General features: G+C 69.4%; 24 protein-coding genes and 1 pseudogene. 13 read left to right on the top strand and 12 right to left on the bottom strand.

Annotated features, from left to right (window positions below; genetic code table 11):
* Positions 1-481: 481 nt before the first annotated feature.
* From ACQPXG_RS03295 to ACQPXG_RS03265, 7 genes and pseudogenes are all read left to right on the top strand, one after another.
* Positions 482-2,389, top strand: coding sequence for an N-acetylmuramoyl-L-alanine amidase (locus ACQPXG_RS03295; RefSeq protein ID WP_433466113.1), 1,908 nt, complete (start codon positions 482-484; stop codon positions 2,387-2,389).
* Positions 2,390-2,461: 72 nt separating this feature from the next.
* Positions 2,462-2,800, top strand: coding sequence for a YciI family protein (locus ACQPXG_RS03290; RefSeq protein ID WP_433466112.1), 339 nt, complete (start codon positions 2,462-2,464; stop codon positions 2,798-2,800).
* A 2-nt stretch (positions 2,801-2,802) separates the two neighbouring features.
* Positions 2,803-3,978 carry an RNA polymerase sigma factor gene (locus tag ACQPXG_RS03285; RefSeq protein WP_433466111.1) on the top strand — a complete coding sequence of 392 codons (1,176 nt, stop codon included), beginning with the start codon at positions 2,803-2,805 and terminating at the stop codon, positions 3,976-3,978.
* 42 nt (positions 3,979-4,020) lie between these two features.
* Positions 4,021-4,602 carry a YceI family protein gene (locus ACQPXG_RS03280; RefSeq protein ID WP_433466110.1) on the top strand — a complete coding sequence of 194 codons (582 nt, stop codon included), beginning with the start codon at positions 4,021-4,023 and terminating at the stop codon, positions 4,600-4,602.
* A 29-nt stretch (positions 4,603-4,631) separates the two neighbouring features.
* A complete protein-coding gene (locus tag ACQPXG_RS03275; RefSeq protein ID WP_433466109.1) occupies positions 4,632-5,075 on the top strand; it encodes an ester cyclase in 444 nt (147 codons plus the stop codon).
* A gap of 253 nt (positions 5,076-5,328) precedes the next feature.
* Positions 5,329-5,517: pseudogene (locus ACQPXG_RS03270) on the top strand (helix-turn-helix domain-containing protein); the annotation flags it as partial.
* A gap of 70 nt (positions 5,518-5,587) precedes the next feature.
* Positions 5,588-6,838: a hypothetical protein gene (locus ACQPXG_RS03265; protein ID WP_433466108.1), complete on the top strand. Its 1,251-nt coding sequence runs from the start codon at positions 5,588-5,590 to the stop codon at positions 6,836-6,838.
* Between the two features lie 25 nt (positions 6,839-6,863).
* Here ACQPXG_RS03265 and ACQPXG_RS03260 read toward each other — a convergent pair whose 3' ends face one another.
* From ACQPXG_RS03260 to ACQPXG_RS03230, 7 genes are all read right to left on the bottom strand, one after another.
* On the bottom strand, positions 6,864-7,634 hold the full coding sequence (locus tag ACQPXG_RS03260) for a hypothetical protein (RefSeq protein ID WP_433466107.1): 771 nt from the start codon (positions 7,632-7,634) through the stop codon (positions 6,864-6,866).
* A complete protein-coding gene (locus ACQPXG_RS03255) occupies positions 7,631-7,972 on the bottom strand; it encodes a PadR family transcriptional regulator (RefSeq protein WP_433466106.1) in 342 nt (113 codons plus the stop codon). The genes ACQPXG_RS03260 and ACQPXG_RS03255 overlap by 4 nt, the downstream gene beginning before the upstream one ends.
* 71 nt (positions 7,973-8,043) lie before the next feature.
* Positions 8,044-9,102, bottom strand: coding sequence for a hypothetical protein (locus ACQPXG_RS03250; RefSeq protein ID WP_433466105.1), 1,059 nt, complete (start codon positions 9,100-9,102; stop codon positions 8,044-8,046).
* Positions 9,099-9,476 (bottom strand): PadR family transcriptional regulator, encoded by a 378-nt coding sequence (locus tag ACQPXG_RS03245; RefSeq protein ID WP_433466104.1) that lies wholly within the window; start codon positions 9,474-9,476, stop codon positions 9,099-9,101. Before ACQPXG_RS03245 ends, ACQPXG_RS03250 begins: the two co-directional genes overlap by 4 nt.
* Positions 9,477-9,502: 26 nt before the next feature.
* A complete protein-coding gene (locus ACQPXG_RS03240; protein WP_433466103.1) occupies positions 9,503-11,209 on the bottom strand; it encodes an FAD-dependent oxidoreductase in 1,707 nt (568 codons plus the stop codon).
* Positions 11,210-11,349: 140 nt separating this feature from the next.
* Entirely contained in the window at positions 11,350-12,744 is a 1,395-nt protein-coding gene (locus tag ACQPXG_RS03235; RefSeq protein WP_433466102.1) for a lysyl oxidase family protein, read from the bottom strand.
* Positions 12,745-13,070: 326 nt separating this feature from the next.
* Positions 13,071-13,685 (bottom strand): TetR/AcrR family transcriptional regulator, encoded by a 615-nt coding sequence (locus ACQPXG_RS03230; RefSeq protein WP_433469888.1) that lies wholly within the window; start codon positions 13,683-13,685, stop codon positions 13,071-13,073.
* Positions 13,686-13,697: 12 nt separating this feature from the next.
* Between ACQPXG_RS03230 and ACQPXG_RS03225 the strand changes: the two genes are divergently transcribed.
* From ACQPXG_RS03225 to ACQPXG_RS03215, 3 genes are all read left to right on the top strand, one after another.
* Positions 13,698-14,471: a hypothetical protein gene (locus ACQPXG_RS03225; RefSeq protein WP_433466101.1), complete on the top strand. Its 774-nt coding sequence runs from the start codon at positions 13,698-13,700 to the stop codon at positions 14,469-14,471.
* A gap of 159 nt (positions 14,472-14,630) precedes the next feature.
* A complete protein-coding gene (locus ACQPXG_RS03220; RefSeq protein WP_433466100.1) occupies positions 14,631-14,864 on the top strand; it encodes a hypothetical protein in 234 nt (77 codons plus the stop codon).
* A gap of 85 nt (positions 14,865-14,949) precedes the next feature.
* Positions 14,950-15,231, top strand: coding sequence for a hypothetical protein (locus ACQPXG_RS03215; protein ID WP_433466099.1), 282 nt, complete (start codon positions 14,950-14,952; stop codon positions 15,229-15,231).
* Between the two features lie 252 nt (positions 15,232-15,483).
* Here ACQPXG_RS03215 and ACQPXG_RS03210 read toward each other — a convergent pair whose 3' ends face one another.
* Positions 15,484-16,155, bottom strand: a complete 672-nt coding sequence (locus ACQPXG_RS03210) for a hypothetical protein (RefSeq protein ID WP_433466098.1) — start codon at positions 16,153-16,155, stop codon at positions 15,484-15,486.
* A gap of 359 nt (positions 16,156-16,514) precedes the next feature.
* Positions 16,515-17,549 carry an EamA family transporter gene (locus tag ACQPXG_RS03205; RefSeq protein WP_433466097.1) on the bottom strand — a complete coding sequence of 345 codons (1,035 nt, stop codon included), beginning with the start codon at positions 17,547-17,549 and terminating at the stop codon, positions 16,515-16,517.
* 590 nt (positions 17,550-18,139) lie between these two features.
* On the opposite strand from ACQPXG_RS03205, the gene ACQPXG_RS03200 reads away from it, so the two are divergent.
* Positions 18,140-18,703, top strand: coding sequence for a hypothetical protein (locus ACQPXG_RS03200; RefSeq protein ID WP_433466096.1), 564 nt, complete (start codon positions 18,140-18,142; stop codon positions 18,701-18,703).
* 20 nt (positions 18,704-18,723) lie between these two features.
* On the opposite strand, the gene ACQPXG_RS03195 is transcribed toward ACQPXG_RS03200, so the two are convergent.
* Positions 18,724-19,134, bottom strand: a complete 411-nt coding sequence (locus ACQPXG_RS03195; protein ID WP_433466095.1) for an ATP-binding protein — start codon at positions 19,132-19,134, stop codon at positions 18,724-18,726.
* Positions 19,135-19,249: 115 nt separating this feature from the next.
* Between ACQPXG_RS03195 and ACQPXG_RS03190 the strand changes: the two genes are divergently transcribed.
* Together ACQPXG_RS03190 and ACQPXG_RS03185 are read left to right on the top strand one after the other, a co-directional pair.
* Positions 19,250-20,062 (top strand): helix-turn-helix domain-containing protein, encoded by an 813-nt coding sequence (locus ACQPXG_RS03190; protein ID WP_433466094.1) that lies wholly within the window; start codon positions 19,250-19,252, stop codon positions 20,060-20,062.
* The gene (locus ACQPXG_RS03185; protein WP_433466093.1) at positions 20,059-20,259 is read left to right on the top strand and encodes a DUF397 domain-containing protein; all 201 of its coding nucleotides are present in this window, start codon (positions 20,059-20,061) and stop codon (positions 20,257-20,259) included. The genes ACQPXG_RS03190 and ACQPXG_RS03185 overlap by 4 nt, the downstream gene beginning before the upstream one ends.
* Before the next feature lie 454 nt (positions 20,260-20,713).
* Here the strand turns inward: ACQPXG_RS03185 and ACQPXG_RS03180 are convergent, their stop codons facing one another.
* On the bottom strand, positions 20,714-21,082 hold the full coding sequence (locus tag ACQPXG_RS03180) for a DoxX family protein (protein WP_433466092.1): 369 nt from the start codon (positions 21,080-21,082) through the stop codon (positions 20,714-20,716).
* A gap of 71 nt (positions 21,083-21,153) precedes the next feature.
* Positions 21,154-21,600, bottom strand: a complete 447-nt coding sequence (locus tag ACQPXG_RS03175) for a nuclear transport factor 2 family protein (protein WP_433466091.1) — start codon at positions 21,598-21,600, stop codon at positions 21,154-21,156.
* Between the last annotated feature and the right edge of the window lie 23 nt (positions 21,601-21,623).

Here is a 21,623-nt window from a genome sequence, read left to right as displayed (position 1 = left end):
CGGCACCGCACTCTCTCTGACCATCTCGACCTGCGGGTGCAAGTGCGTCAAGGCCCCCACTCGGACGTGGGAATACCTGATGTTCGACCTCCACTAGGAGGGGGAGCGTGTGGCGCCGTTCGGTGGCAAGCTGAGCGGGAACTTCAACGCCAGGTCGGCTTTCAAGGAAGTGGGCCGGCCCCATACCCGGGGCCTGCCGCCTCAGGCAGCGGCCTCCTTCAGTCGCGGTCCTTCCAACGGAAGGGCCGCACCTTTGTTCTCTTCGCGGGGCGATGCAGAGCGCCGCCGCTCTGCCTGTCCCCGATGCGTCAGACCCGTGTCCGTAAGGCCTTCACGGGCGTCACCCACCTGGGACGGGCCGGCTTACCGAGATCACCGTCGCGGGCCATCTTCTTGATCACGTTTCTGGAAGATCCGGTGGCGGGGCGTGACGGCTGAGATGATCTTCGGTGGCTCATTCTCGTTCCGATGGAGGCTGCCGATGCGCATGCGAGCTCCGACGCTCGTCGTGGCTGCTGCGGTTCTGACCGCTCTGGGGATCAGTCAGGCCGACGCCCGGCAACGGGACGCGGGCACTGAATCCACCCGGCAGCAGGTCTTCACCCAGGCGGCCGGCACATACCACGTGCCCCAGAAGCTGCTGCTCGCCGTCTCCTACCTGGAGTCCCGGTGGGACGCCAACCGGGGCCTGCCGAGCACGAGCGCCGGCTTCGGGCCCATGCACCTGACCGACGGCACGCTCAGCCGCGGTCTCGAGCATCTCGCCGGTGGCAAGGGGGACCCCAGGGGCGACTTGTCCCGCTCGCCGCTTCTCCCGAAGGGCGCCGTGAACACCCCCAAGGCGGCCAAGGCGGGACCGGACACCCTGCACCAGGCCGCTCGGCTGACCGGAGCCACCGCTGACGCGCTGCGCTCGGACCCGGCGGCCAACATCCGTGGCGGCGCCGCCCTGCTCGCCCAGTACCAGCGTGATCTCCACAAGCCGTTCAGTGCCGACCCGTCCTCCTGGTACGCCGCGGTGGCCCGCTACGGCGGCGGCGGCCACTGGTTCGCCGGGCAGGTGTTCGACGTGCTCCGCACCGGCGCGTCCCGCACGACCGACGACGGTCAGCGGGTCACGCTCGCCGCGACTCCCGGGGTACGCGCCTCCGCCGCAGCGGACAACGACGAGCAGACCGAGTGCCCGCCCGGCCTCGGCTGCGAATGGGTGCCCGCGCCGTACCAGCAGCTGAAGCCGGACGACCCGACGAGCTACGGCAACCACGATCTGGCCGACCGGCCGAAGAGCCAGAAGATCGACTACATCGTCGTCCACGACACCGAGACGCCCTATCAGAACGCCCTCGACCTGGTGAAGACCCCGACCTACCTCGCCTGGAACTACACGATCCGCTCAGGCGACGGGCACGTGGCCCAGCACGTCAAGGCCAAGGACGTCGGCTGGCACGCGGGCAACTGGGACATCAACAGCAAGTCCATCGGCGTCGAGCACGAGGGCTACCTCGCCCAGGGCGGCGCCTGGTACACCGAGGCGATGTACCGCAGCTCCGCCGCGCTGGTGCGGTACCTCGCCGGCAGGTTCGACGTCCCGCTCGACCGGGCGCACATCCTGGGCCACGACAACGTGCCGGGCGTCGACCCGGCGCACGTCCAGGGCATGCACGAGGATCCCGGGCCGTACTGGGACTGGGCGCACTACTTCACGCTGCTGAACCGGCCGCTGCGCGCGAGCGCCGGCGCGCGGTCGGGCGAGGTCATGATCCTTCCCGACTACGGCACGAACGTCGTGCCGTACACCGGCTGCGACGCCGCCGCCCCCTCGGCACCCTGCCCGCCGCACGGCGGTGGCTCGATCATGCTGCGCACCGAGCCGCGCGACGACGCGCCGCTGGTCAAGGACATCGGCAAGCACCCGTCGGACGGCGCCGCGACGATGAGCGTGTACGACCACAGCGCCCGCGCCTCGACCGGCCAGAAGTACGCGGTGGCGGACCGGCAGGGCGAGTGGACGGCGATCTGGTACCTCGGCCAGAAGGCGTGGTTCCACAACCCGAAGAGCAGGCGGCTGGCGGTCGGCGTGCGCGGTGTCGTCGCGACGCCCAAGCCGGGCCTGGAGTCGGTGCCGATCTACGGCCGGGCCTACCCGGAGGCGGAGGCCTACCCTTCGGACGTGCCCGTACAGCAGCTCGCTCCGATGCAGTACAGCTTCGCCGCGGGCCAGGCGTACGCGGTGACCGGGGCGCGCTACGGCGAGTACTTCTACTCGAAGACGTACGACACCGCGAGCCAGCGGGTCGTGCGCGGGAAGCTGAAGTACTACGAGATCCAGTTCGGCCATCGCGTGTACTTCGTGAAGGCCTCGGACGTGGTGCTCAAGCCCGTCCGGTAAGAACCAGGGTGTCGCATTCGGCGTCTCTCGCCCGTCATTAGGGTGAGAGGCGCCGAATCTTGGGAGGTCGCGATGCAGTACGCCTTGATGATCTATGCCGAGCCCGGCTTCGGCGACGAGCTCTCGGACGCCGAACGTGAGGCGGTGCGCGCCGAGTACTCGGCGCTGGCCGAGGACACGCGGTGCGTCGCGGATGCGCAGCTGGAGCCTGCCGAGACGGCGACCTGCGTGCGCGTGGCCGGTGGCCGGACGCTGCTGACCGACGGCCCGTTCGCGGACACCAAGGAGGTGCTCGGCGGTCTCTGCCTGATCGAGGCGGCCGATCTGGACGAGGCGCTGGAGGTGGCGGCGCGCCTCCCTGCCGCCCGGCTCGGCGGCGTCGTCGAGGTCCGTCCGGTCGTGCGGCACTGATCGTGCTGGAGCAGGTCTTCCGCGACGAGTGGGGCCGGGTGCTGGCCTCGCTGGTCGGGTTCCTCGGCGACTTCGACAAGGCCGAGGACGCCGCGCAGGAGGCGTTCGCGATCGCGGCGCGGCGCTGGCCCGAGTCGGGCGTCCCCGCCAACCCGGGCGCGTGGCTGGTGACGACGGCCCGCAACCGGGCGATCGACCGGATTCGCCGGGAGCGCACCCTGGCCGAGAAGATCCACCTGCTGCCGCCGCCCGAGCCGGTCGTGGACGAGGTCGACGACACCGTGATCAAGGACGAGCGGCTGGAGCTGATCTTCACCTGCTGCCACCCGGCGCTGCCGCTGGAGGGGCAGGTGGCGCTCACGCTGCGGGCTCTCGGCGGCCTGGAGACCGCCGAGATCGCGCGCGCCTTCCTGGTCTCCGAGGAGACGATGAAGCGGCGCCTCTCGCGCGCCAAGGCCAAGATCAAGGCGACCGGGATCCCGTTCGCGGTCCCCGGTCCGCGGCTGCTGCCCGACCGCCTCGGCGCGGTGCTCGCGGTGATCTACCTGATCTACAACGAGGGGTACAGCGGCCGGGTCGACCTCGGCGCCGAAGCCGTCCGGCTGGGGCGGGTGCTCGCCGCGCTCATGCCGGACGAGCCCGAGGCGCACGGGCTGCTGGCGCTGATGACGATCCACCACGCCCGGCGCCGGGCCCGGTTCTCCGGCGAGGACCTCGTGCTGCTCGACGACCAGGACCGGTCGCTGTGGGACGCGTCCCAGATCGCGGCGGGACGGGCGGCGCTCGACCGGGCGCTCGCGCTGGGCGGCCGCGGCCCCTATGTCGTCCAGGCCACGATCGCGTCGCTGCAGACGCGGGAGCGGATCGACTGGCCGCGGGTCGCCGAGATGTACCGGCGGCTGGCCGACCTCACCGGCTCCCCGGTGGTCGAGCTCAACCGCGCCGTGGCGGTCGCCCAGGCCGGCGACCCCGTCGAGGCCCTGCGCGCCGTCGAGGCCCTGCGCGCCGTCGACCGGCTCGACCTGGACGACTACCTCTATCTTCACTCGACCCGCGGCGAGCTGCTCCAGCGTCTCGGGCGTGACACCGAGGCGCGGGCGGCGTACCGCCGGGCGCTCGAACTGGCCACCTCGACGCCGGAGCGGCGGTTCCTGACCCGGCGCCTCGAACAAATCTGATCCGGCCCGTCCCCTCGGCGGGTCCCCGTTCGTCGCCTGAGTATGAGCGACATCGAAACCACGGACATCACACCTGCGGCCGACACGATCCCGGGCTACCTGACCGGCACCTGGAAGGCCGACCCGGCGCACTCCGAGATCGCCTTCTCCGTCCGGCAACTCATGATCACCAAGGTGCGCGGGCGGTTCACCGAGTACGACGTCACGCTCGTCACGGGCGAGGATCCGCTGCGCTCGTCCGTGACCGCGACGATCGACCTCGCGTCCATCGACACCGGCAACGGGCCGCGTGACGAGCACCTCCGCTCCGCCGAGTACCTGGACGTCGAGAAGTACCCGACGATGAGCTACCGCTCCACCGGCGTCCGCTGGACGGACGAAGGCTGGTCCGTCGACGGCGAGCTGACGCTGCACGGCGTCACCCGGCAGGTGCCGCTGGCCGTCGAGGTGAACGGCTTCAGCCCGGACCCGTTCGGCGGTCAGCGGGCCGGCTTCTCCGCGACCGCGCAGATCGACCGGCGCGACTTCGGCATCGACATCAAGGTCCCGATGGACGGCGGCGGCATCGTGGTCGGCGACAAGGTGTCGATCAGCCTCGAAATCCAGGCCGTCCTGCAGAAGTGACCACACCGACGACCCGAAGGAGAATCGACATGTCAGTAGATCAGGCGGCCGGCAACAAGGCGACCTTCCACCGCATGCACGACGCCATGAACAGCGGCGATGCGGAGCTTTTCGCGAGGGCGATCGACGAGTGCGTCGATCCGGACGTGGTGATCCGCACGCCGTTGCCGATCGACGCGACGGGGGCCGAGGCACTGAAGGAGGTGTTCAGGAGGCTCACCCGGGCCTTCCCCGACCTGAACGTCGCGGTCGAGGACGTGATCGCCGAGGGTGACAGGGTCGTGTCCAGGAACACGGTCACCGGGACCCACAAGGGCGAGTACATGGGCGTCCCGCCGACCGGCCGGTCCATCACCTACAACGAGATCTTCGTCTACCGCTTCGCGGACGGCCGGGTCGCCGAGACCTGGGGCGTCGTCGACGTCCTCGCGCAGCTGCGCCAGCTCGGCCTGTTCCCCGCCAACCCTTCATGACCGCAGGCGGCGCGGCCGGCGCCCCCATCCTCCGATCGGTGGATGGGGGCGTCGCCTTGTCAGACGGCGAGGGGCGGCCTGGCGGTGGATTCGGTGAAGGTGCCGGCGGCCGGATGCTCGACGTGTGAGGGACCGCGTCGAGAGGACAGAAATCGTGGTGCGTTCCGAGAGCACGTCCCCCGTCGAGGACGCGGGGACGGTTTTCCGGTGGGTCAAGGGGCTGGGCCTGGTCGGCGGACACGGCCGCAAGACGCTCAGCCCCCGCGAGATCGAGGTGCTGCGCCTGGTCGCGGACGGCGCCACCAACCAGGCCGCGGCCCGCCAGCTGCTGGTCAGCGAGACCACCGTCAAGACCCATCTGCTGCACATCTACCGGAAGCTCGGCGTCCGCGACCGTGCCTCCGCGGTGGCCGCCGCCTACGAACGCGGCCTCCTCGGCTAGCGGCGGATTAATGGTGGGTATTGGTCCGCGAGAGGGGGTGCAGATCGGGACATTTCACTAGGATGCTCGGGTGCGCGAAGATCAAGAAGTCCGGGCGGCCGACGACGGCGACAGCGTCCTGACCGCGCCGCTCCGGGTGGCGGACGCCGGCCCGGCCAAGGCGGACGAGCCGGCGGAGGAGCCCGTGGAGCGCAACACGATCACCGACACGGATCCGGCGCCGGTGCGGGCGTTCGGACGGGATGTGGAGCGGCTCGCCGAGCTGGTCGCGCAGCTGGTGAAGACCGCGGGCACGCTGGGCGACCGGCTGGACGGCGAGGTCCGGGACGCGCTCGGCAGCGCCGAGAAGGCCCTGGCCGAGGCGCGCGGCGCCCGGCAGGAGGCCGCGGACGCCGACGCCCGCGCCGCGCAGGCCGAAGCCCGCGCCGAGACGGCCCGCCAGGCGACCACCGAGGCGCAGGAGGAACTGCACAAGGGCCTGGCCGCCGCGAAGGCGAGCGTCACGGCGGCGCAGGAGAGCGAGGCCGCCGCGTGGAAGGAGGCCGGCGCCCACCAGCAGGCCCGCGCCACGTCCGCGAACGAGGCCGCGCACGCCGAAGGGCTCCGCAAGCGCGCCGAGGCGGCGTGGAGCACCGAGCACCAGGCCCGGACGGACGCCGAACGCGAGCGCGACGACCTGGCCACGCGGCTGTCCGCCGAGCAGACCGCGCTCGCCACCGCGCGGACCGACCTGGCGGACGCCCGCGCCGAGCTTGAGAACGTGCGCGCCAAGCTGGAGACCGCGACCGACGCGGAGCGGCAGCTGCGAGCCCAGCTGAGCGTCGTCCAAGGCAAGGTCGCAGGGCTGACGGGGGAACGCGACTCCGCCGCGGCACGCGCCGAGGCGCTGGCCGTGCGCGCCGACCGCGCCGAGCAGCTCGCCGACTCGGCCGCGGCCCGCATCGACACCGAACGGGCCCGCGCCGACCGCGCCGACCTGCGCGCGGACGACGCCGAGACGCGCATCAACCGGGACGCCGCGACCGTCCGCGCCCTGCAGGACACGCTGCGCGCCGCGCTGGACCTCCCGTCCATGGAGGATCTCGACGACGGCCGCGGGGTGCGGGTCGGCGAGGCCGGTGCGGTGACCGTCCAGCCCGGCGGCCTCATCGGCGTCGACCAGGTCCCGGAGATGATGGACGGGGAGCTGGCCGGCCGCTTCGCCCGCGCGATCCTGGCCGTCCGCGTCCACCAGGCCACCCGTCGTCTCGCCGATGAGGCGGCCGTCGAGGACCCGGCCCTCGAAGACCCGCTCGTCGAGGACACGGCCTCCGAGGAGTAGGACGCTCGCCGGTCGTGCGCCCCGGCTACCGGGAGCTCTTCTGGATCTTGCGATCGGACGGCCGTTTCCGGCGGGACAGCATCCATGCCGCTCCCCCCAGCAGGGCGAGCAGAAGCAATCCGAAGACCGCCCCCGCCCGTTCCGACGCGCTCATGCCGCGCACCGTCCATCCCAGCCAGACCAGTGCCCCCATCGCGACGGCCAGGATGACCGCGAGATAGGCGATGACCCACGTGCTGAAGTAGGCCCGCTTGCGAGGCGGGGCGGGCGGCTCGGCCAGTTGGGCCGCGGGCCCTGAGCTGGCCGCTTCCGGGCGCTTGAAGTAGGCGTACGGCCCCCATACGCCGCACGGCTCCCATCCGTCGGGCCCGAGCCGGTCGGTGAGCTCTTCGCGCTGACGCTTACTGACCGTCTCGCGGCGGTACCGCCAGCGCATCGGCCGGTGCGGATCGCGGCGGCAGACGAAGCCGCCGATCCGGTCGATCCCGTCGACCTCCCAGCCCTGTGCACCGAAGCGGTTCAGCAGTTCCCGCTCCTTGAGAGCGTCGACCCGCAAGACCCAGGTCTCGGCACCGCTCTCCGGCTCCTCCGCGACACCGGTCACGCCCGTACGATCCCGCTCGGTCAGCTGCGCCGCCATTTGCTCCACCGGGCCGAACTCATCCTCCGGCTCGCTGCCGGCGTCCTCGACATGCGCCTGCAACTCCCCCACCACCGCCTCGATGCGCTCCTGCGGCATGTCCTTCTCCCGCAACCGCGCGGTGAGCTTCTGGAAGTACGTGACAGAGTCCGTCATGCCTTGCTCTCCCTCGCGTCCAGCATCTCTTTCACCGTGTGGTGGAAGGCCAGCCACGCCCCGCCCTGCTCTGCGAGGTCGTGCCGCCCGTCGGCCGTCAGCCGGTAGTAGCGGCGTCCCGGGCCGCGTTCCGCGGCCCGGAACTCCGCCTCCACCAGGCCCGCCTCCTCCAGCCTGTTGAGCACCGGATACAGCGTTCCGCCCTTGATCCGGCCCAGGCCCGCGCCGTCGAGCCGCTTGGCGATCTCGTATCCGTAGCTCTCGCCATCAGTGAGGCAGGAGAGCACCAGCAGATCGAGCACTCCCTTGAGCCAGCTGGCTCGCCTGTCTGTAGCCATATCTAGATGACATCACACAGGCTAGATAGGAATGCAATCTATTCGGGTTCTGGATCTACCGCCGCGGCGGCTCAGGCCGGGGTCTGCTCGCGGGCCTGCCCCCGGCCTCCGGCGACGACCTCCACAAGGCGGACGCAGAGCATGACCAGGGCGAAGCCGATCAGGCTCTTCACCAGCAGGCCGGGGAGGCTCGGGAACTCGGCGGCAGACGCCCCGATGTGGAAGAGACCCACCCGGACGACGAGCGGCGCGCCCGCGGTCGCCAGCAGCGCACAGACCCGGCGACCCTGGCCGGACCGCGACAGCGTGGCCGTGATGAGGACGGCGGTGGCCAGCACGGCGGCGAGCTGCACGTATCCCCACCTCTGCGCGAAGTTGACCAACCCGTTGGGGTCGCGCAGGCTCACCAGGCCGAGGTCGCCCTGGTAGACGAAGCTGAACAGCGGCTGCGTCGTGAGGAGGATGAGCACGGCCGCCATCGCCGTGACCCCGGCGATGCGTGCACAGCCCAGGAGGCGGGCGCCGTGGCGGGGGCCGGGGGACGCCACCAGCGAAGCGGAGGCCAGCAGCGCGAGCGGCAGCGGGACGCCCGCGAGGGAGGCCGCCACAAAGGCGTAGGGATCTTCCTGGAAGGTCGTTCCCCAGACCACGAGGACGACCTGGAAGGCGGTCACCGCGCAGGCCGCCGTGGCGGCGGGGCGGCGGGCGCCGTTCCAGGCCAGGGCCGCGATTCCCGCCCAGGCGAGCCAGTACGGCGCGGTCCCGAAGTTGACGGCGAGCGTGCCCGGCAGGCCCGCGCCTTCGTCGAGCCGGTCGGCGACGTTCAACGACATCTGCGGGACGTTGACGGCGAAACGGACCCCGTCGGCGACCAGCATGAGCATCGCCAGGAACCCGGCCATGGCGAGCGCGCCGGGCCACGAAGATCCAGTGGCCCCGCCGGCGGCCCGGCGCAGCCGGATCCGGACGGCCCCGTACAGCAGGTCGGCGGCGTCGGCGAGGGACGGCCGGGTCTGCTCTGGACGGGCCGCGGACAGCAGGACGTGCAGCATCTCCGTCTCGTGCCCGGCACGATGGTCGGCCGGATACCAGGCGAGGAGCCGGCGGTAACGGGCTTCGAGCGCGCTCACCGGTACCCCCTCGGAGAGAGGCCGGCGAAGGCCGGGGTGGCCCCGCCGCCCAGGCGCGGGAAGGCGGCGAGCCTGCTGGAGGCGATCCTCGTCCGGCGGTGGAGCGCCTCGACCTCGGCGGCGAGGGCGGCGGCGCCGTCCTCGGTGAGCCGGTAGTAGCGGCGCAGCCGGCCGTCCACGACCTCCTCGCGGTCGGGGGCGATCAGCCCCTCGTCCTGGAGCCGGTCCAGCGCGGCGTACAGCGTGCCGGCGCGCAGCCGGGTCCGCCCGGCGGAGATCTGCTCGACGTCGGACATGATCCCGTACCCGTGCTGCGCGCCGTCGGCGAGCGCGGTCAGGATCAGGAACGTCGGTTCCTGCATCGATTTGGGCATACGATCTTTATATATCGATCATCTGACTATGGCAACCGAAGTGCGGCCGGGGCTCCTTCCGGGACGGCGGGCCTGCCCGGCATGACGCGGTCGACGCGCTGGTAGGGGCCGCCGGGTTCGGGGCGGGGGTCCTTCTCGCCGCGGTTCGGCCAGAACGCCATGGCGCGTTCGGCCTGGGCCGTGATGGTGAGGGACGGGTTGACGCCGAGGTTCGCGGTGACCGCCGAGCCGTCCACGATGTGCAGCCCCGGGTGGCCGTGGACGCGATGGTACGGGTCGACGACGCCGGTCTCCGGTGTTTCCCCGATGACGCAGCCGCCGATGAAGTGCGCGGTCGTCGGGATGTTGAAGAGGTCGAACCAGGTCCCGCCAGGGGTGGCGTCCAGTTCCTCGGCCAGCATCCGGACGGCGTCGTGGGCGACGGGAATCCAGGTGGGGTTGGGCTCCCCGTCGCCCTGGCGCGCGACGAGCCTGCGGCGGCCCAGCCTGCCGCGCTTCTCGCCGATGGTGACGGAGTTGTCGGCGGTCTGCATGACCAGGGCGATGACGGTCCGCTTCGCCCAGTCCTTGAGGGACAGACCGCGCAGGATGACGGTGGGGTGCCGGACGGACTGGCCGAGGAACTTCAGCCAGCGGGGCGCGCCGCCACCGTCGACCAGGAGTGTCCGGATGACGCCCATCGCGTTGTTGCCCGCGCCGTAGCGGGTCGGCTCGATGTGGGTCTTGTCGTCCGGGTGGAAGGACGAGGTGATGGCGAGCCCGGTGCTGTGGTCCACGTCCTTCTTGCGGTGCCAGACGGTCATGCGCTCGACGCCGAGGAGTGCTTCGGAGTTGGTGCGGGTGAGCTCGCCGAGCCGGGGCGACAGGTGCGGGAGGCGACCGGCCGCGCGCATCCGGTGGAGGAGGCGCTGTGTCCCGTAGGTCCCGGCGGCGAGGACGACGTGTTCGGCGGTCAGCGTCCTGCGACGTTTCCTCAGCAGGGCGGAGTGCGCGGTGGCGACGTCGTAGCCGCCGTCATCCCTGGGCGTCAGGCCGGTCACGGTCGTGTCGGGAATGACCTGAACGCCCGCCTTCTCGGCCAGGTACAGGTAGTTCTTGGTCAGCATGTTCTTCGCGCCGACCTTGCAGCCGATCATGCAGGAGCCGCAGCCGGTGCAGGTCGTCCGGCGGGGCCCGGCGCCGCCGAAGTACGGGTCGTCGGCGTCCTCCCCCGGCCGCTCGCCGAAGAACACGCCGACCGGCGTCGGGTGGTAGGTGTCGCCGACGCCCATCCTGTCGGCGACGCGCTTCATCGCCTCGTCGGCCGGGGTGACGAGGGGGTTCGTGGTGACGCCCAGCATGCGCCGGGCCTGGTCGTAGAACGGCTTCAGCTCGTCCTGCCAGTCGGTGATGTGGCCCCACTGGCGGTCCTTGAAGAACGGTTCGGGAGGGACGTACAGGGTGTTGGCGTAGACGAGCGAGCCGCCGCCCACCCCGGCCCCGGCGAGAACGAGGACGCCGGCCTTGCCGCCCACGAGATGGACTCGCTGGATCCCGCGCATCCCGAGCCGCGGCGCCCACACGTACCTGCGCAGCCGCCAGGACGTCTTGGGCAGCGTGTCCTCGTCGAAGCGGCGCCCGGCCTCGATCACGGCGACCCGGTAGCCCTTCTCGGCCAGCCGCAGGGCCGACACGCTGCCGCCGAACCCCGAGCCCACCACGATCACGTCGAAGTCGAAGCCGTCACCGGCCACCGCGCACACCACCTTCGAGAGAACGAAGGGGCCGAGTGTGCTCCCCCGCCACGTCGCGCACCATGCACACAACGCAACGATCCGACCCCGGCTTTGTCACCCGAGCGACAAAGCCGGGGATCAGGCGGCGTGGGGAATGGTCAGGGGGCGTTGACCAGCCCGACCGGCGGCACCTTGACGGTGCGCTTGCCGGGCTTTCCACCGAGGATCACCTTGCGCAGCGAAACGTTGTTGTTGAGGTTTCCCTCGAAGAGCCGGTGCGCCGGGTTGGCGATCACCTGGATGTAGTAGGTCCCGTTGGGGAGTTTCGTCACGTCGAACGACTGGCCCGGCAAGGACTGTTCGTAGGTGTCACCGGACCCGACTTCGAGGACCTCGCGCACCGAGAGCGACGACAGATCGCCGCAGGCGGTGTGGAGGTCGGTGTTGTCGGGCTTCCATTTGGCGTTCTTGACCAGCTGGTTGATCGCGTCGGTGTTGGCCAGGCAGAATGCCTCCTTCTGGCTGCGCACGACCTCCTTCTTGTCGGCCCGCAGAAGCCGGTAGCTCGCGAAGTCCTTGAAGTGCCAGTGCTCGTGGCCGTCCCGCGGATCCCATTCCATGCCGCCGGTCTTGACGTAGCCGACCTGCTTGCCGCTGCCGTCGAAGAAGTACTGGTAGGCGTCCATCAGGCCCTGCTTGACGCGGAATCCGTCCACGACGAGAGGGGAGGGGCCGGCATTCCAGACGTTGGCGCTGAAGGCGAGGTAGTCGCGCTTGGCGGGGGCGGCGGCTGCGTTCCCCTCCTCGCCGTGGTTCAGCTCGATCCCCCATGCGGGCAGGGAGCGCAGGTCGGGCTTGGGCCCGGCCGGGACGCCGCCCTTCCCGGCAGGCTTGGGACCGGGCTTGAGCCGGGACGGTGACGGGGTCCTGCGCGGGGCGGCCCTGTTCCCGCCGGCCTTCAGGGTCTTGACGGTCACCTTGATCTTCTTCGGCGCGGCCGAGATGCCGAAGAACTGCCGGTAGGGCTTCGTGACGCTGACGGTGGCGGTGTACTTGCCGTCGGCAAGCTTCACGGGGGCGCCGCCCTGCTCGGTGAGGTTGGTGGCCCAGCCCGCCTGGATTCCCCAGAAGGACCCGAGCGTCCACGGATTGTCGGAGCACCCGACGGGATAGGGAGACTTGTCGGGTGCGCCGGGCTTGACGCGGGAGGCCTCCTCGGCCGGGCAGGCGTCCTGGACGCGGTCCAGGACCTTCTTGCCCTTGGCGTCGGTCAGGGTGATTCGCAGGAACTTGGAGAACCCCGCGAAGCTCTTGACGAGCCCGGCCGGGAGGGGCTTGGACCGGTTCCCGATGATCCAGGAGGCGGTGACCGGGTTCCGGTAGGACGTGCGCTGGACGTGCATCTCGAAGGGGGAGCCGGTGGCCCCGAGATAGACCCCGAGGTCGAGAGTGGTCTCCGGCGCGTCCTTGTCCCTGGTGAGGGTCACATCGGACGAGGCGGCCAGAAGTTCGAGGCCGCCCTTGGGGGGAGCCGCGGCCTGTGCCGCGTGCACGCCCCCGACGGCGAGCGCGGAAACGCCCGCGAGGGCGATGGCGATGGAACGGCCCGTGCGAGAATCCCTGCTGATGACAATCCTCCATTGTCGGCGCCCGTGCGTCGCCGGGCGGACGGGTGGGTGCGGGGACCTAAGGATGACGCCGGAACGGCCACAACGGTTTTCCGCGAATTTGTACGGATTTCGTGACATAGCTCAGCGAAATCCCCCCTCCACTGACCGTGCCAGGAAAATTGCCAAGTTATCTCTGACCTAAGTCGGGGTTTTGGTGCGGAGCGAAAATCGCCTGGAGGATGACCGGCGGCGCGGCCTTCGCCCTCGCTTCAATCAGCCGAAGCGTCTTGGTCCCGCGGGTTGCTCGCGCCGGTGTCCGCGCCTGGGGCACCGATGGCCAGCATCCTTACCAGGTCATCGAGGAACGGTCCGGCCTGCGGGCCCTCATACCTCGCTTCAGGTACGAGGTCGGGCATGGTGTATCGGAGTTGCAGCCAGCCGAGGAAGGCGCTGTAGGAGTACAGCGCCCGTTGCCGAGCGGTCGCGGGGTCCAGCCCGAGGTCGGTGAACAACTCGGTCAGGAAGCGGAGCCGGGCCGCGGTCACCCGCCTCAGCACGGGCGCGATGATCGGGTGATCGGCGTCGGTGGCCAGCGCCGGCTCGACACGGTTCCCCGACTCGGGGGTGAAGTAGGCGATCCCAAGGATCGCGCGCAGCCTTTCCACCGGTGAGGGCACGTTCTCAAGCCGCTCGATGATCCCGGTGATGATCGACTGTTCCCACTCCTCCGGGGCGGCCGTCAGCAGCGCGTCGCGATCGGCGAAATGCCAGTAGAAGCTGCCCCGGGTGATGCCGAGCCGCTTCGTCAGCACGTCCACACGCACCGCCGCGACGCCGCCGGGCGCCCGCGCGTCGAGCGCCGCCTGGACCCAGTCCGCCTTGATGAAGCACGGGCGGTGAAGGACGCGGAACAGTCGCCGAAGAACGACCCGCCGAAGTCATTCTCTGGAAAAGTGCTGGAAACGGCTGCGGGCGTCTTCTTTCTCGTGGCGGTGCTCGCCGTGCTGACGGGAATCGGCGGCATGCTTCTCGCTTCGGCGCGGTACGTCTGGGTCGTGGTCTTCGCCGCGGGGGTCGCAGGCGCCCTTTTCGGCGGCATGCTCAGCCTGATCGAGGAATCGGCCGTGCCGACCGGCGCCTGGCAGGATGCTTCCAGGGCCGCGGGTCTGCTCGTGACCCGCGCATTCATGCTCGTCGCCGCGGTGGCGGTCGCGGCAGGCATGCCTTTCTTCATTCTGAAGATCGCCGGATACATCGGCGCCTATCACACCGAGTCCTTTGGGGCCCGGCCGGTCGCGGTGACCATCTCGGGCTCGTGCGATACGTCCAGAAGTGGGCCGCTCGCCGCCGGCGACGATCCGGTGACGTGCGACGACGTCACATGGACGGCCGACGGGCGGTCGGTCTCCGGAGAGCTGCGCGGGACGTTCAACGAACTCATCAGCGGCGTTGACAAGGACGGGCATCCCACGCAGGTCGATACGGCGCGCGCCTACGCCCGGGGCAACACCGCCTACACGCCCAAGAAGGCCCACCAGCGCAAACCGGGCTCGACCGCACGGCTGAAGCACCTGACCATGTGGGCATGGGCGGGGCTTCCTCTCACGGTCGCAGGAGCCATGGTGGGCGTCTCCCTGCGATGGTCGCCCGAGGCCCCGAAGGAGCCCTGACTCGGCCGGCGCAGGCGGGCCCACGGGGCCGGCGCAGATGCCTCGCCCTTTGATCTGCTTGGCTGCTACGCGGACTTGGACTATCTCCGGCGGGGCGTCGCCACCCGGGCGACCGTGGGGGGACAATGGTCCTCGTCCAGAAGACCTGAGGGGGTTGTGGTGGCGAGGCAGCGGCACACGATGGCGACGGTCCCGTGGACCCTGCTGGCGGCCGGCTCGCTCGCCCTGCTGCCGACGCTCGCGCTCGGGAGCATCACCGCTCGCTTCACGGTCGGGTTCGCCTACGGCGTCGGCCTTCTGGTCCTGCTCGCCGACGAGCGGATCATCGCCGGCACGCCCAATCGTCCCGAGGCCCGGCCGGTGAGCGCCCGCCAGGCCTCGACAGATCGCTGATCAGCCGCCCGGCCCGGGTTAGGCCGCAGGATCGGTGGACGCATGAGATGGTAGCCATGTCACAGACCGGGCGGGAGACGGACAAATGCTGGAGCGCGTGCAGATGGTCGCGGCGACGGTGATAGCGGCGCAGAAGGATCCGAACACAGAGCAACTTGCCAACTGGCTTCGCGACATCTTCGGACCGATCTTCCTCGTGGTGATCAGTATCGTCGGATTGTTCTTCCTGTTCACCCGGGAGATCACAAGGTTCATCCAGTTCCTTGTGCTGGCGATCGCCATCGCGGTCATCTTCTACTATCCGGGCATTATCACCGCGGTCGCCGGCGGAATCGTCCGGGCCCTGGGCGTCGAAGGCAGCCAGTAGCCGCCGGGGGACGCGCCGCTGGTCAGGCGATTGACGGGCCCGGCCCGCACCCCCGAGGTCCTGCCGTACCGGGGCGGCGCCCACGATCAGTGCGTGCCTGGTCGGGGCGTGGAGGCGACCGGGACGCCGTCCAGGATCGCGTCGGCGATCTCCCGCGTGGTCTGCCCCAGCACGATCGTGCCGGGCGGCTCCCCGGTCGCGTGCGGCCAGGCGGGGCGGCCGCGACGCCGGTCCGGGCGGCGTCGCCGACGGTCACTGCCCGGCCCCCGGCATGTCCCAGATCACCACGCGGGCACGGACAAGCGGGTCTGCACTCGTCATGTGCGCCTCCAGTATCGACAGCCGCGCCACCCGGCCCGCCGCGGTCAGCACGCACACCACATCCCCCTCATTCACTTCGACCTCGTCGGTCCCTTCCGTTGCCGCGGCGTCCCGGCACTGCACCGCCCCCGGCCGGCCCTTCACCCGCACCACCTGCGTATCGTTCTCCGCCTCCACCAACGGCTTCAGCCAGTCGCCGCGGATATCGGGCTCTTCGTCCCGGTCGGTGAGCCGTGGCGGCACCGTGTCCAGATCCCGCCGCGACCGCGGACCATCCAGGGTCAGCGCCCCCCGCCACCGCACCACCGGCCCCGCCGTGGCCGAGGGCGACCGGCTTGCCGAGCCCGATGCCGCCGGGGACGCCCCACCCGGCTTCGTCGGCGAGCCTGCCGCGGCCCCTCTGCCGGAACCGCCGTCGCCGCCGGACACCAGCATGATCGCAACGGCCACCAGCCCCACGAGGGCCACGACGCCGACCACCCCGGCGATCAACACGTACTCGCCCGGCACGCCGTCCTGCGGACCTCCGCCACCCCCGTGGTCACCCTGGTAGCCGTTCCCATGATCACCTCGATAATCGCCCTCGTGCCCCGGTTTCGCCATCCCGCCCCGCCTCCCTGATCAGCCGGTACCAGTCCACCTTGCTCGGTGCGGGAAACACTGTGAAGGGGCCTCGCAATTCGTCTCGGCGGGCTGCCGTTTTCCCGTCCGGACCGACATTGCAGGGCCCAAGATCGTCACCTGCGGGTCGCAAGGTAGGCTCAACGACTCTTATCTATCTTGATCGAACTTATATTGCATTTTCCGCCTTAGGTTGGGGTTATGGTGTGGGCGAAAATCGGGGGCAACGCAAGAGAGCGTGGGCGGCCCCAGGGCCGCCCACGCTCTGCCATTGCGTGGTGCTGTTTTCGGGCCGTCCCTCCCGAGGGGGACGGCTCGTTCTTCCCGACGGCGGTGAGCCGTCAGGCTAGGGCGTGCTTCCAGGCGCACCCGTCCTGCTTCCAGGTGCGTGGACCGCCGCTCCAGGCGCCCCGGACGGGGATCCAGGCGCTGTCGTTGTTCTCACCAGTGCCGGGATGGGTTTTCCAGGCACCGTCCGCCGGGTCGACGCGTCCGCCCTCTCGGGAGAGGAGCCGGATGGCGGCGATCGATGCCAATACCACCAGTCCGGCACCGACCCATCCGTAAAGCCCAGGCACCTGGCTGGCCACGATGAGCCCGACGAGGAGCGCGAACACCGGCTTGAGACTGGACGCCGTGCCGATCACCCCATCGGAGCGGGAGAGATCGAGGGCGTAGATGTGGAGCCAAGCGCCGACAATGATCAACGCCGTCGAGACCGCCACGGTCGACAGCGCCCGCCAGGTCATCCAGTGCTCGCCGGTCAGGACGAGGATCGGTGTCCCGACGAACAGGGCGGTGCTCCACCGCTGCAACACGACGGCCCGGGGGTAGCCTCCAAGGTCGGTCAGCTTCCCGGAGACGATCAGGGAAACGCCACCGATCACGGCGACCGCACCCGCCGCCGCCAGCCCCAAGACATCGGACCCACCGCTGAACGGCCTGGTCATGAACACGATGCCGCCCACCGCGATCAGCGGCCACACGACATGCCGCGGCCGGACCGGCCCGCCCTCGGGGAGGACCAGCCTCCACGCCGACACGCACAGCGGCCCCAGCGTCGTGATGGCCACCACCTTCCCGACGCCCACGCGCTCCAGAGCAGGCTGGTACAACTGGCCCTGGATGAGAGTGGGAAGCAGGCACAGCGCCAGCATCCAGTGCTTGCGACTCCACGGGGTCTTGGAAGCGCGCTTCTTTCGCGCCCTGTTCCACAAGGGAGTGGTGAGGCCGAAGAAGAGTGCCCCCAGGACCGAGTTGAGCGCTGACACGGTTGTGGTCGAGTATTCGGGATAGAGGCGTGTTGCGTAGGTGGTTCCGAATAACCCGACAATCAGGGAAGCCGCTTCTGCGAGCGCCCCCCAGATTTTTTTCATGATGGTTCTCCTTTGCTATCCGCCCTTCGGCCGGAACCCGGCCGCATCGACCAGGCGAGATAGACGGTACCGGAAACGACCCCGGGTGCAACGCAAAGGGGTGCAGATGGCCCCTCGGGGCACGGCCATTTCAAAGTCGATCCCGGTGTCGCTGTGTATGGGCGGATGCTCCCCCTGCCCAACCCGCGTGGTGGGCGCGGCCGTCGTCATCCACGGTGGGCCGTCGTCTTGATCGCCGGGCTCGGGCTGCACACCGCCAAGCGGCTGGACGGTGCGGCAGGTGATCGAGGCGGTGTGCCCGGACGGGCTCGCGGCCCTGACCGGTACGGACGGCGAGTCCGCGCGTGGCCCGCGCCACGACGCACTATGCGTTCACCGTCAAGCGCAACCAGCCGACCAGCCTGGGCGAAAATCGTGCGGCGCAGCCTCCGCCCTCGCTTCAATCCTGACGCGGCCGGCGCAGACGTGCGCCGAGGACTGACGATCACCAAGGGCCGCTGCCACGTAACGGACGGGACCGGCCACGTCGATGATCTGTTGACACTCGTTGAGCATCCCAACGCCTCACCTGCCGCCCCTTGGAGGGCCGTGTGCCATTCCGCGCCATATCGACGCAGTGCACTCTCCGGCTGAGGCACGAAACCGGGCGCACACCAGACCGCAAGAACAAGTCGCTGTTTCACATCACCCTTGTCGACAGCACCCGTGTGGTCCAGCGTCCGGAGCATGGCAAGGCCAAGGAAGCGGTGGTATGCGACCATTGCGGCCGGAGCGTCGACTTCACCGTTTTCAGCGTCAAGCGCACGCATCGAGTCCGCGTCTTGTGGTTCACGCTGCTGATGGCCTTGCTGACACTGCTCGTGGCGGCGGTCGTACTCTTGTTCAACACGTTCGCCAGTCCTGGCTGGGGCTACATCGATGCCCTGCCGACCTGGCTGGATGCCACGGTGACGACTGCTGGCCTGCTGTCCACGTGGGTCATCGGTTTCAGCTTCTTCTACTGGTCGGATGAGTTCGGCATCAGATCGCTCTACCGATGGCGATACACCGGCCAGGTGGCCACTCCCGACACGCACCGAGGAAACTTCATCGCGAAATGCATAGGCACGTGGGACCGACAAGGCCCGAACCCCACCCCGAGCCCACCCTCCTGAGCTGTCCCTCGCATGCCTAGTCAGAGGGTGAGCCTCGCCCACACGATCTTGCCGGGGGTTCCGTTCGTGTACCGGTAGCCGCAGCCGCCGGATGCGAGGAGCCGGACCATCATCAGGCCGCGTCCGCTCTCGGCGTCGGAGTTCTCGTCCACCACGACCGGCGGCGCGTGAGACGGGTCCCAGACGCGGAACTCGACGGCGCCGGCCAAGAGGGTGACCCATGCCTGGATCTCGTGGCCCTGGACGGCGTGCACCACAGCGTTCGTCGCCAGCTCGGACATGATCGTCCGCCCGACGTAGTCGTGCTGCATCAGGCCCCACGCCTCGCACGCCTCCGTGACGAGAGACCGGGTCAAATACACACTTTCGGGGTAAGCGCGCCATCGAAGCGCGAACTCGTTCCGCGCCTTTAGCGGCTGATTGTCTCGCATGTCCTGAATGCCATTCATCGGGGCCGCCTTTCGTGATTGAACTCTGCCCACACCCTGCCGCCACGAGTTAAGCTTGTCGCGTTTCGTTCAGTGATCCCCAGATTAAGGATCTTGAATGGCACGAGCCGACCACTTGGACCCGGACCACAACCTGTGGCACTGGCTGGCCGTTGACCTGCGAGTTTGGCGCGAAGAGCGCAATCTTTCACAGGCCGACCTCGCCCGCATATGCGGCGTGGATAATTCGACGGTTTCGAACTGGGAATCGGGCAGCGCCAAAATCCCGCAAAAGCGCACCGAAACCCTGGACCGGGTTTGGCGTACTCGCGGGCACTTCGCCCGACTTCACCGCCTTGCCGACAGCAGCCACGACCCGAACTGGTTCCAACAGTTCACCGCCTACGAGCGGCGCGCGGCGGTGGTCAGTCCCTACGCAGCGCTCCTGGTCCCTGCTCTCCTTCAGACACCGGAGTACGCACGCGCCCTGATCGTCAGCGGTCAGATGATCGACGATGTCGATGCCGCCGTTGAAGAGCGGATGGCGAGGCAAGAAATCCTTGAGCGGTCCGATCCGCCGAACCTCTGGGTGCTGATCAAAGAGTCGGTTCTCTGGGACTTCATCGGTTCACCAGAGATCATGCGCAAACAGCTCACGCACCTGCTCGACATGAGTCAACGCCGGGGCATCGTTATTCGCGTCATCCCCCGTAGCGTCGGGGCGCATCCTGGGGTTGACGGCTCGTTCACCATCCTCGATGTGAATGGTGCCGAGGTAGCTTGGTCGGAGGCGGTCGGTGGCGGTCGTCTGGTTATGGACTCCACGAACGTCCGCGAGTACCGGGTACGGTATGACCGAATTGGCGCTGACGCCCTGTCCCGAGACTCCACAAGGAGTCTCGTTGCCGAGGTCCTGGAGGCCATACCGTGAGCGAGCGCATTTGGCGTAAGTCCAGCCGGAGTGGAACCGGCGGTGCCGGCGGGCAAGATTGCGTGGAGGTTGCCGCTCTTGCTGAAGGGTGCGGCATCAGGGACAGCAAGGCTCCCGATGCCGGGCATCTCACCCTCTCCCCCGAGAGCTTCACCCGCCTCGTCGCCCGCGTGAAGCGCGGCGAGTTGAACCGTTAGTCCCTGCCCACGCGCACTCGGCCTCGCCTTTCGGCGAGGCCGTTCCCTTGAGGCCGGGTCACGGAGGGAAGGTCGCGATTCTCGCGGGGGGTGGCGGGCAGGAGGACCGCAGGACCATGGCTCGTCCGGTTCCCCGATGGGCCGATCGGGTCGCCCACGTCATACCGCTCACCGTCCTACCGTCCGGGCTGTGGCGGATCGCCCTGGGCTCGGCGTGCCCGTGGGTTTCGCAGAGGGGAGCGATCTCGCGGTCTTCCCGCATCCGATGGGGCCCGCTCAGCATCGGCGCGGCGAGGCGTCCGGCCCCATCTGGTGATCTTGCGCTCGTCCGGCGGCGGCGGCCGGTGGTGGGCTGCATCGCGAAATCGTCCCGTAAACCGTTCCGGACTCACCACAGATCACAAGTCCCACAACCCTCCGGAGCCCGCGGCTCCGGAGCCCGTTCGGTCCGTGCTCAGGCCATGAGGTGTCCTCCGGCGACGAAGGCGGCGAGCAGGAGGTAGACCGAGTTCACCATCACGAGCTTGAACTGGCCGAGGCGGCCATGGGTGATCACCGCGCCGATCATCAGCAGGATCCAGCAGAGGGCGGTGACCGACACCATGACCGGTGCGATGTCCAGCGCGGCGGGCAGGATCAGGCCCGCCGCGGCCAAGAGCTCGAGGGCCCCGAGGGTCTTGACGAACCCGACGGTGGCGTTTTGGGTCCACTCGCCGCCGTGCTGCGCCGCCAGCTTCTCTTTGGGGATGAACGTCTTGGTGATACCGCCGACCAGGGCGACAGCGGCCAGCAGTCCGGCTGTAATCCACAGTGCGAGGTTCATGAGCTGTGCTCCTGTTGACTAGCGAATCAGTGGAATAGAAGGCAAAAGGCGCTTCGACTCGCGGGTCTCGCCTATGCCGTAGCAGGGGCCGGTGATCCCGCGAGCGGGGTGGAGTCGCCGTACCTGACCTCGTAGACGCGCTCGGTGAACTTCCAGCCGTCGGGAGTGCGCTGGTAGCGGTCGTGGTAAAGGGCGTAGTTCAGGTGCGAACCTCCGTCGTGGAACCGCCCGAACTCCTGGATGTACGCGCGGCCGGTAGCGGTGTCGCCGTCCAGCCGGATGACGCCCGGGTGGACGTTCTGCACGAAGAACTCCCAGAGCCCTTGCCCCCACTCGATCCCGCGCCGGATCTCCGCACGGCCGACGAATTCCTTGCCGATATGCGGCCAGCGCATCGCGCCCTCCGGTGTGAACAGCGATGCGACGCGGTCGAAGTCGCGCATCATCACCGCGTCGGTGATCTCGCCGCGCAACGCCTCGATCTCGACACGGTCGGCGATGGCCCGCATGTCGCTCATCGGTTGCTCCTGCCTTATCGATC

It is taken from the genome of Spirillospora sp. CA-128828 (genome assembly GCF_050945415.1).
Classification (GTDB): domain Bacteria; phylum Actinomycetota; class Actinomycetes; order Streptosporangiales; family Streptosporangiaceae; genus Spirillospora.
This window is presented reverse-complemented; position numbering and strand designations above follow the sequence as displayed.

Bases quoted from the DNA above. Each gene is read 5' to 3' on its own strand.
- ACQPXG_RS03245 (WP_433466104.1), bottom strand. From the start codon at position 9,476: ATGCCCAAATCGATGCAGGAACCGACGTTCCTGATCCTGACCGCGCTC.
- ACQPXG_RS03275 (WP_433466109.1), top strand. From the start codon at position 4,632: ATGTCAGTAGATCAGGCGGCCGGCAACAAGGCGACCTTCCACCGCATG.
- ACQPXG_RS03290 (WP_433466112.1), top strand. From the start codon at position 2,462: ATGCAGTACGCCTTGATGATCTATGCCGAGCCCGGCTTCGGCGACGAG.
- ACQPXG_RS03215 (WP_433466099.1), top strand. From the start codon at position 14,950: ATGCTGGAGCGCGTGCAGATGGTCGCGGCGACGGTGATAGCGGCGCAG.
- ACQPXG_RS03255 (WP_433466106.1), bottom strand. From the start codon at position 7,972: ATGGCTACAGACAGGCGAGCCAGCTGGCTCAAGGGAGTGCTCGATCTG.
- ACQPXG_RS03295 (WP_433466113.1), top strand. From the start codon at position 482: ATGCGCATGCGAGCTCCGACGCTCGTCGTGGCTGCTGCGGTTCTGACC.
- ACQPXG_RS03205 (WP_433466097.1), bottom strand. From the start codon at position 17,549: ATGAAAAAAATCTGGGGGGCGCTCGCAGAAGCGGCTTCCCTGATTGTC.
- ACQPXG_RS03175 (WP_433466091.1), bottom strand. From the start codon at position 21,600: ATGAGCGACATGCGGGCCATCGCCGACCGTGTCGAGATCGAGGCGTTG.
- ACQPXG_RS03195 (WP_433466095.1), bottom strand. From the start codon at position 19,134: ATGCGAGACAATCAGCCGCTAAAGGCGCGGAACGAGTTCGCGCTTCGA.
- ACQPXG_RS03280 (WP_433466110.1), top strand. From the start codon at position 4,021: ATGAGCGACATCGAAACCACGGACATCACACCTGCGGCCGACACGATC.
- ACQPXG_RS03260 (WP_433466107.1), bottom strand. From the start codon at position 7,634: ATGACGGACTCTGTCACGTACTTCCAGAAGCTCACCGCGCGGTTGCGG.
- ACQPXG_RS03180 (WP_433466092.1), bottom strand. From the start codon at position 21,082: ATGAACCTCGCACTGTGGATTACAGCCGGACTGCTGGCCGCTGTCGCC.
- ACQPXG_RS03210 (WP_433466098.1), bottom strand. From the start codon at position 16,155: ATGGCGAAACCGGGGCACGAGGGCGATTATCGAGGTGATCATGGGAAC.
- ACQPXG_RS03190 (WP_433466094.1), top strand. From the start codon at position 19,250: ATGGCACGAGCCGACCACTTGGACCCGGACCACAACCTGTGGCACTGG.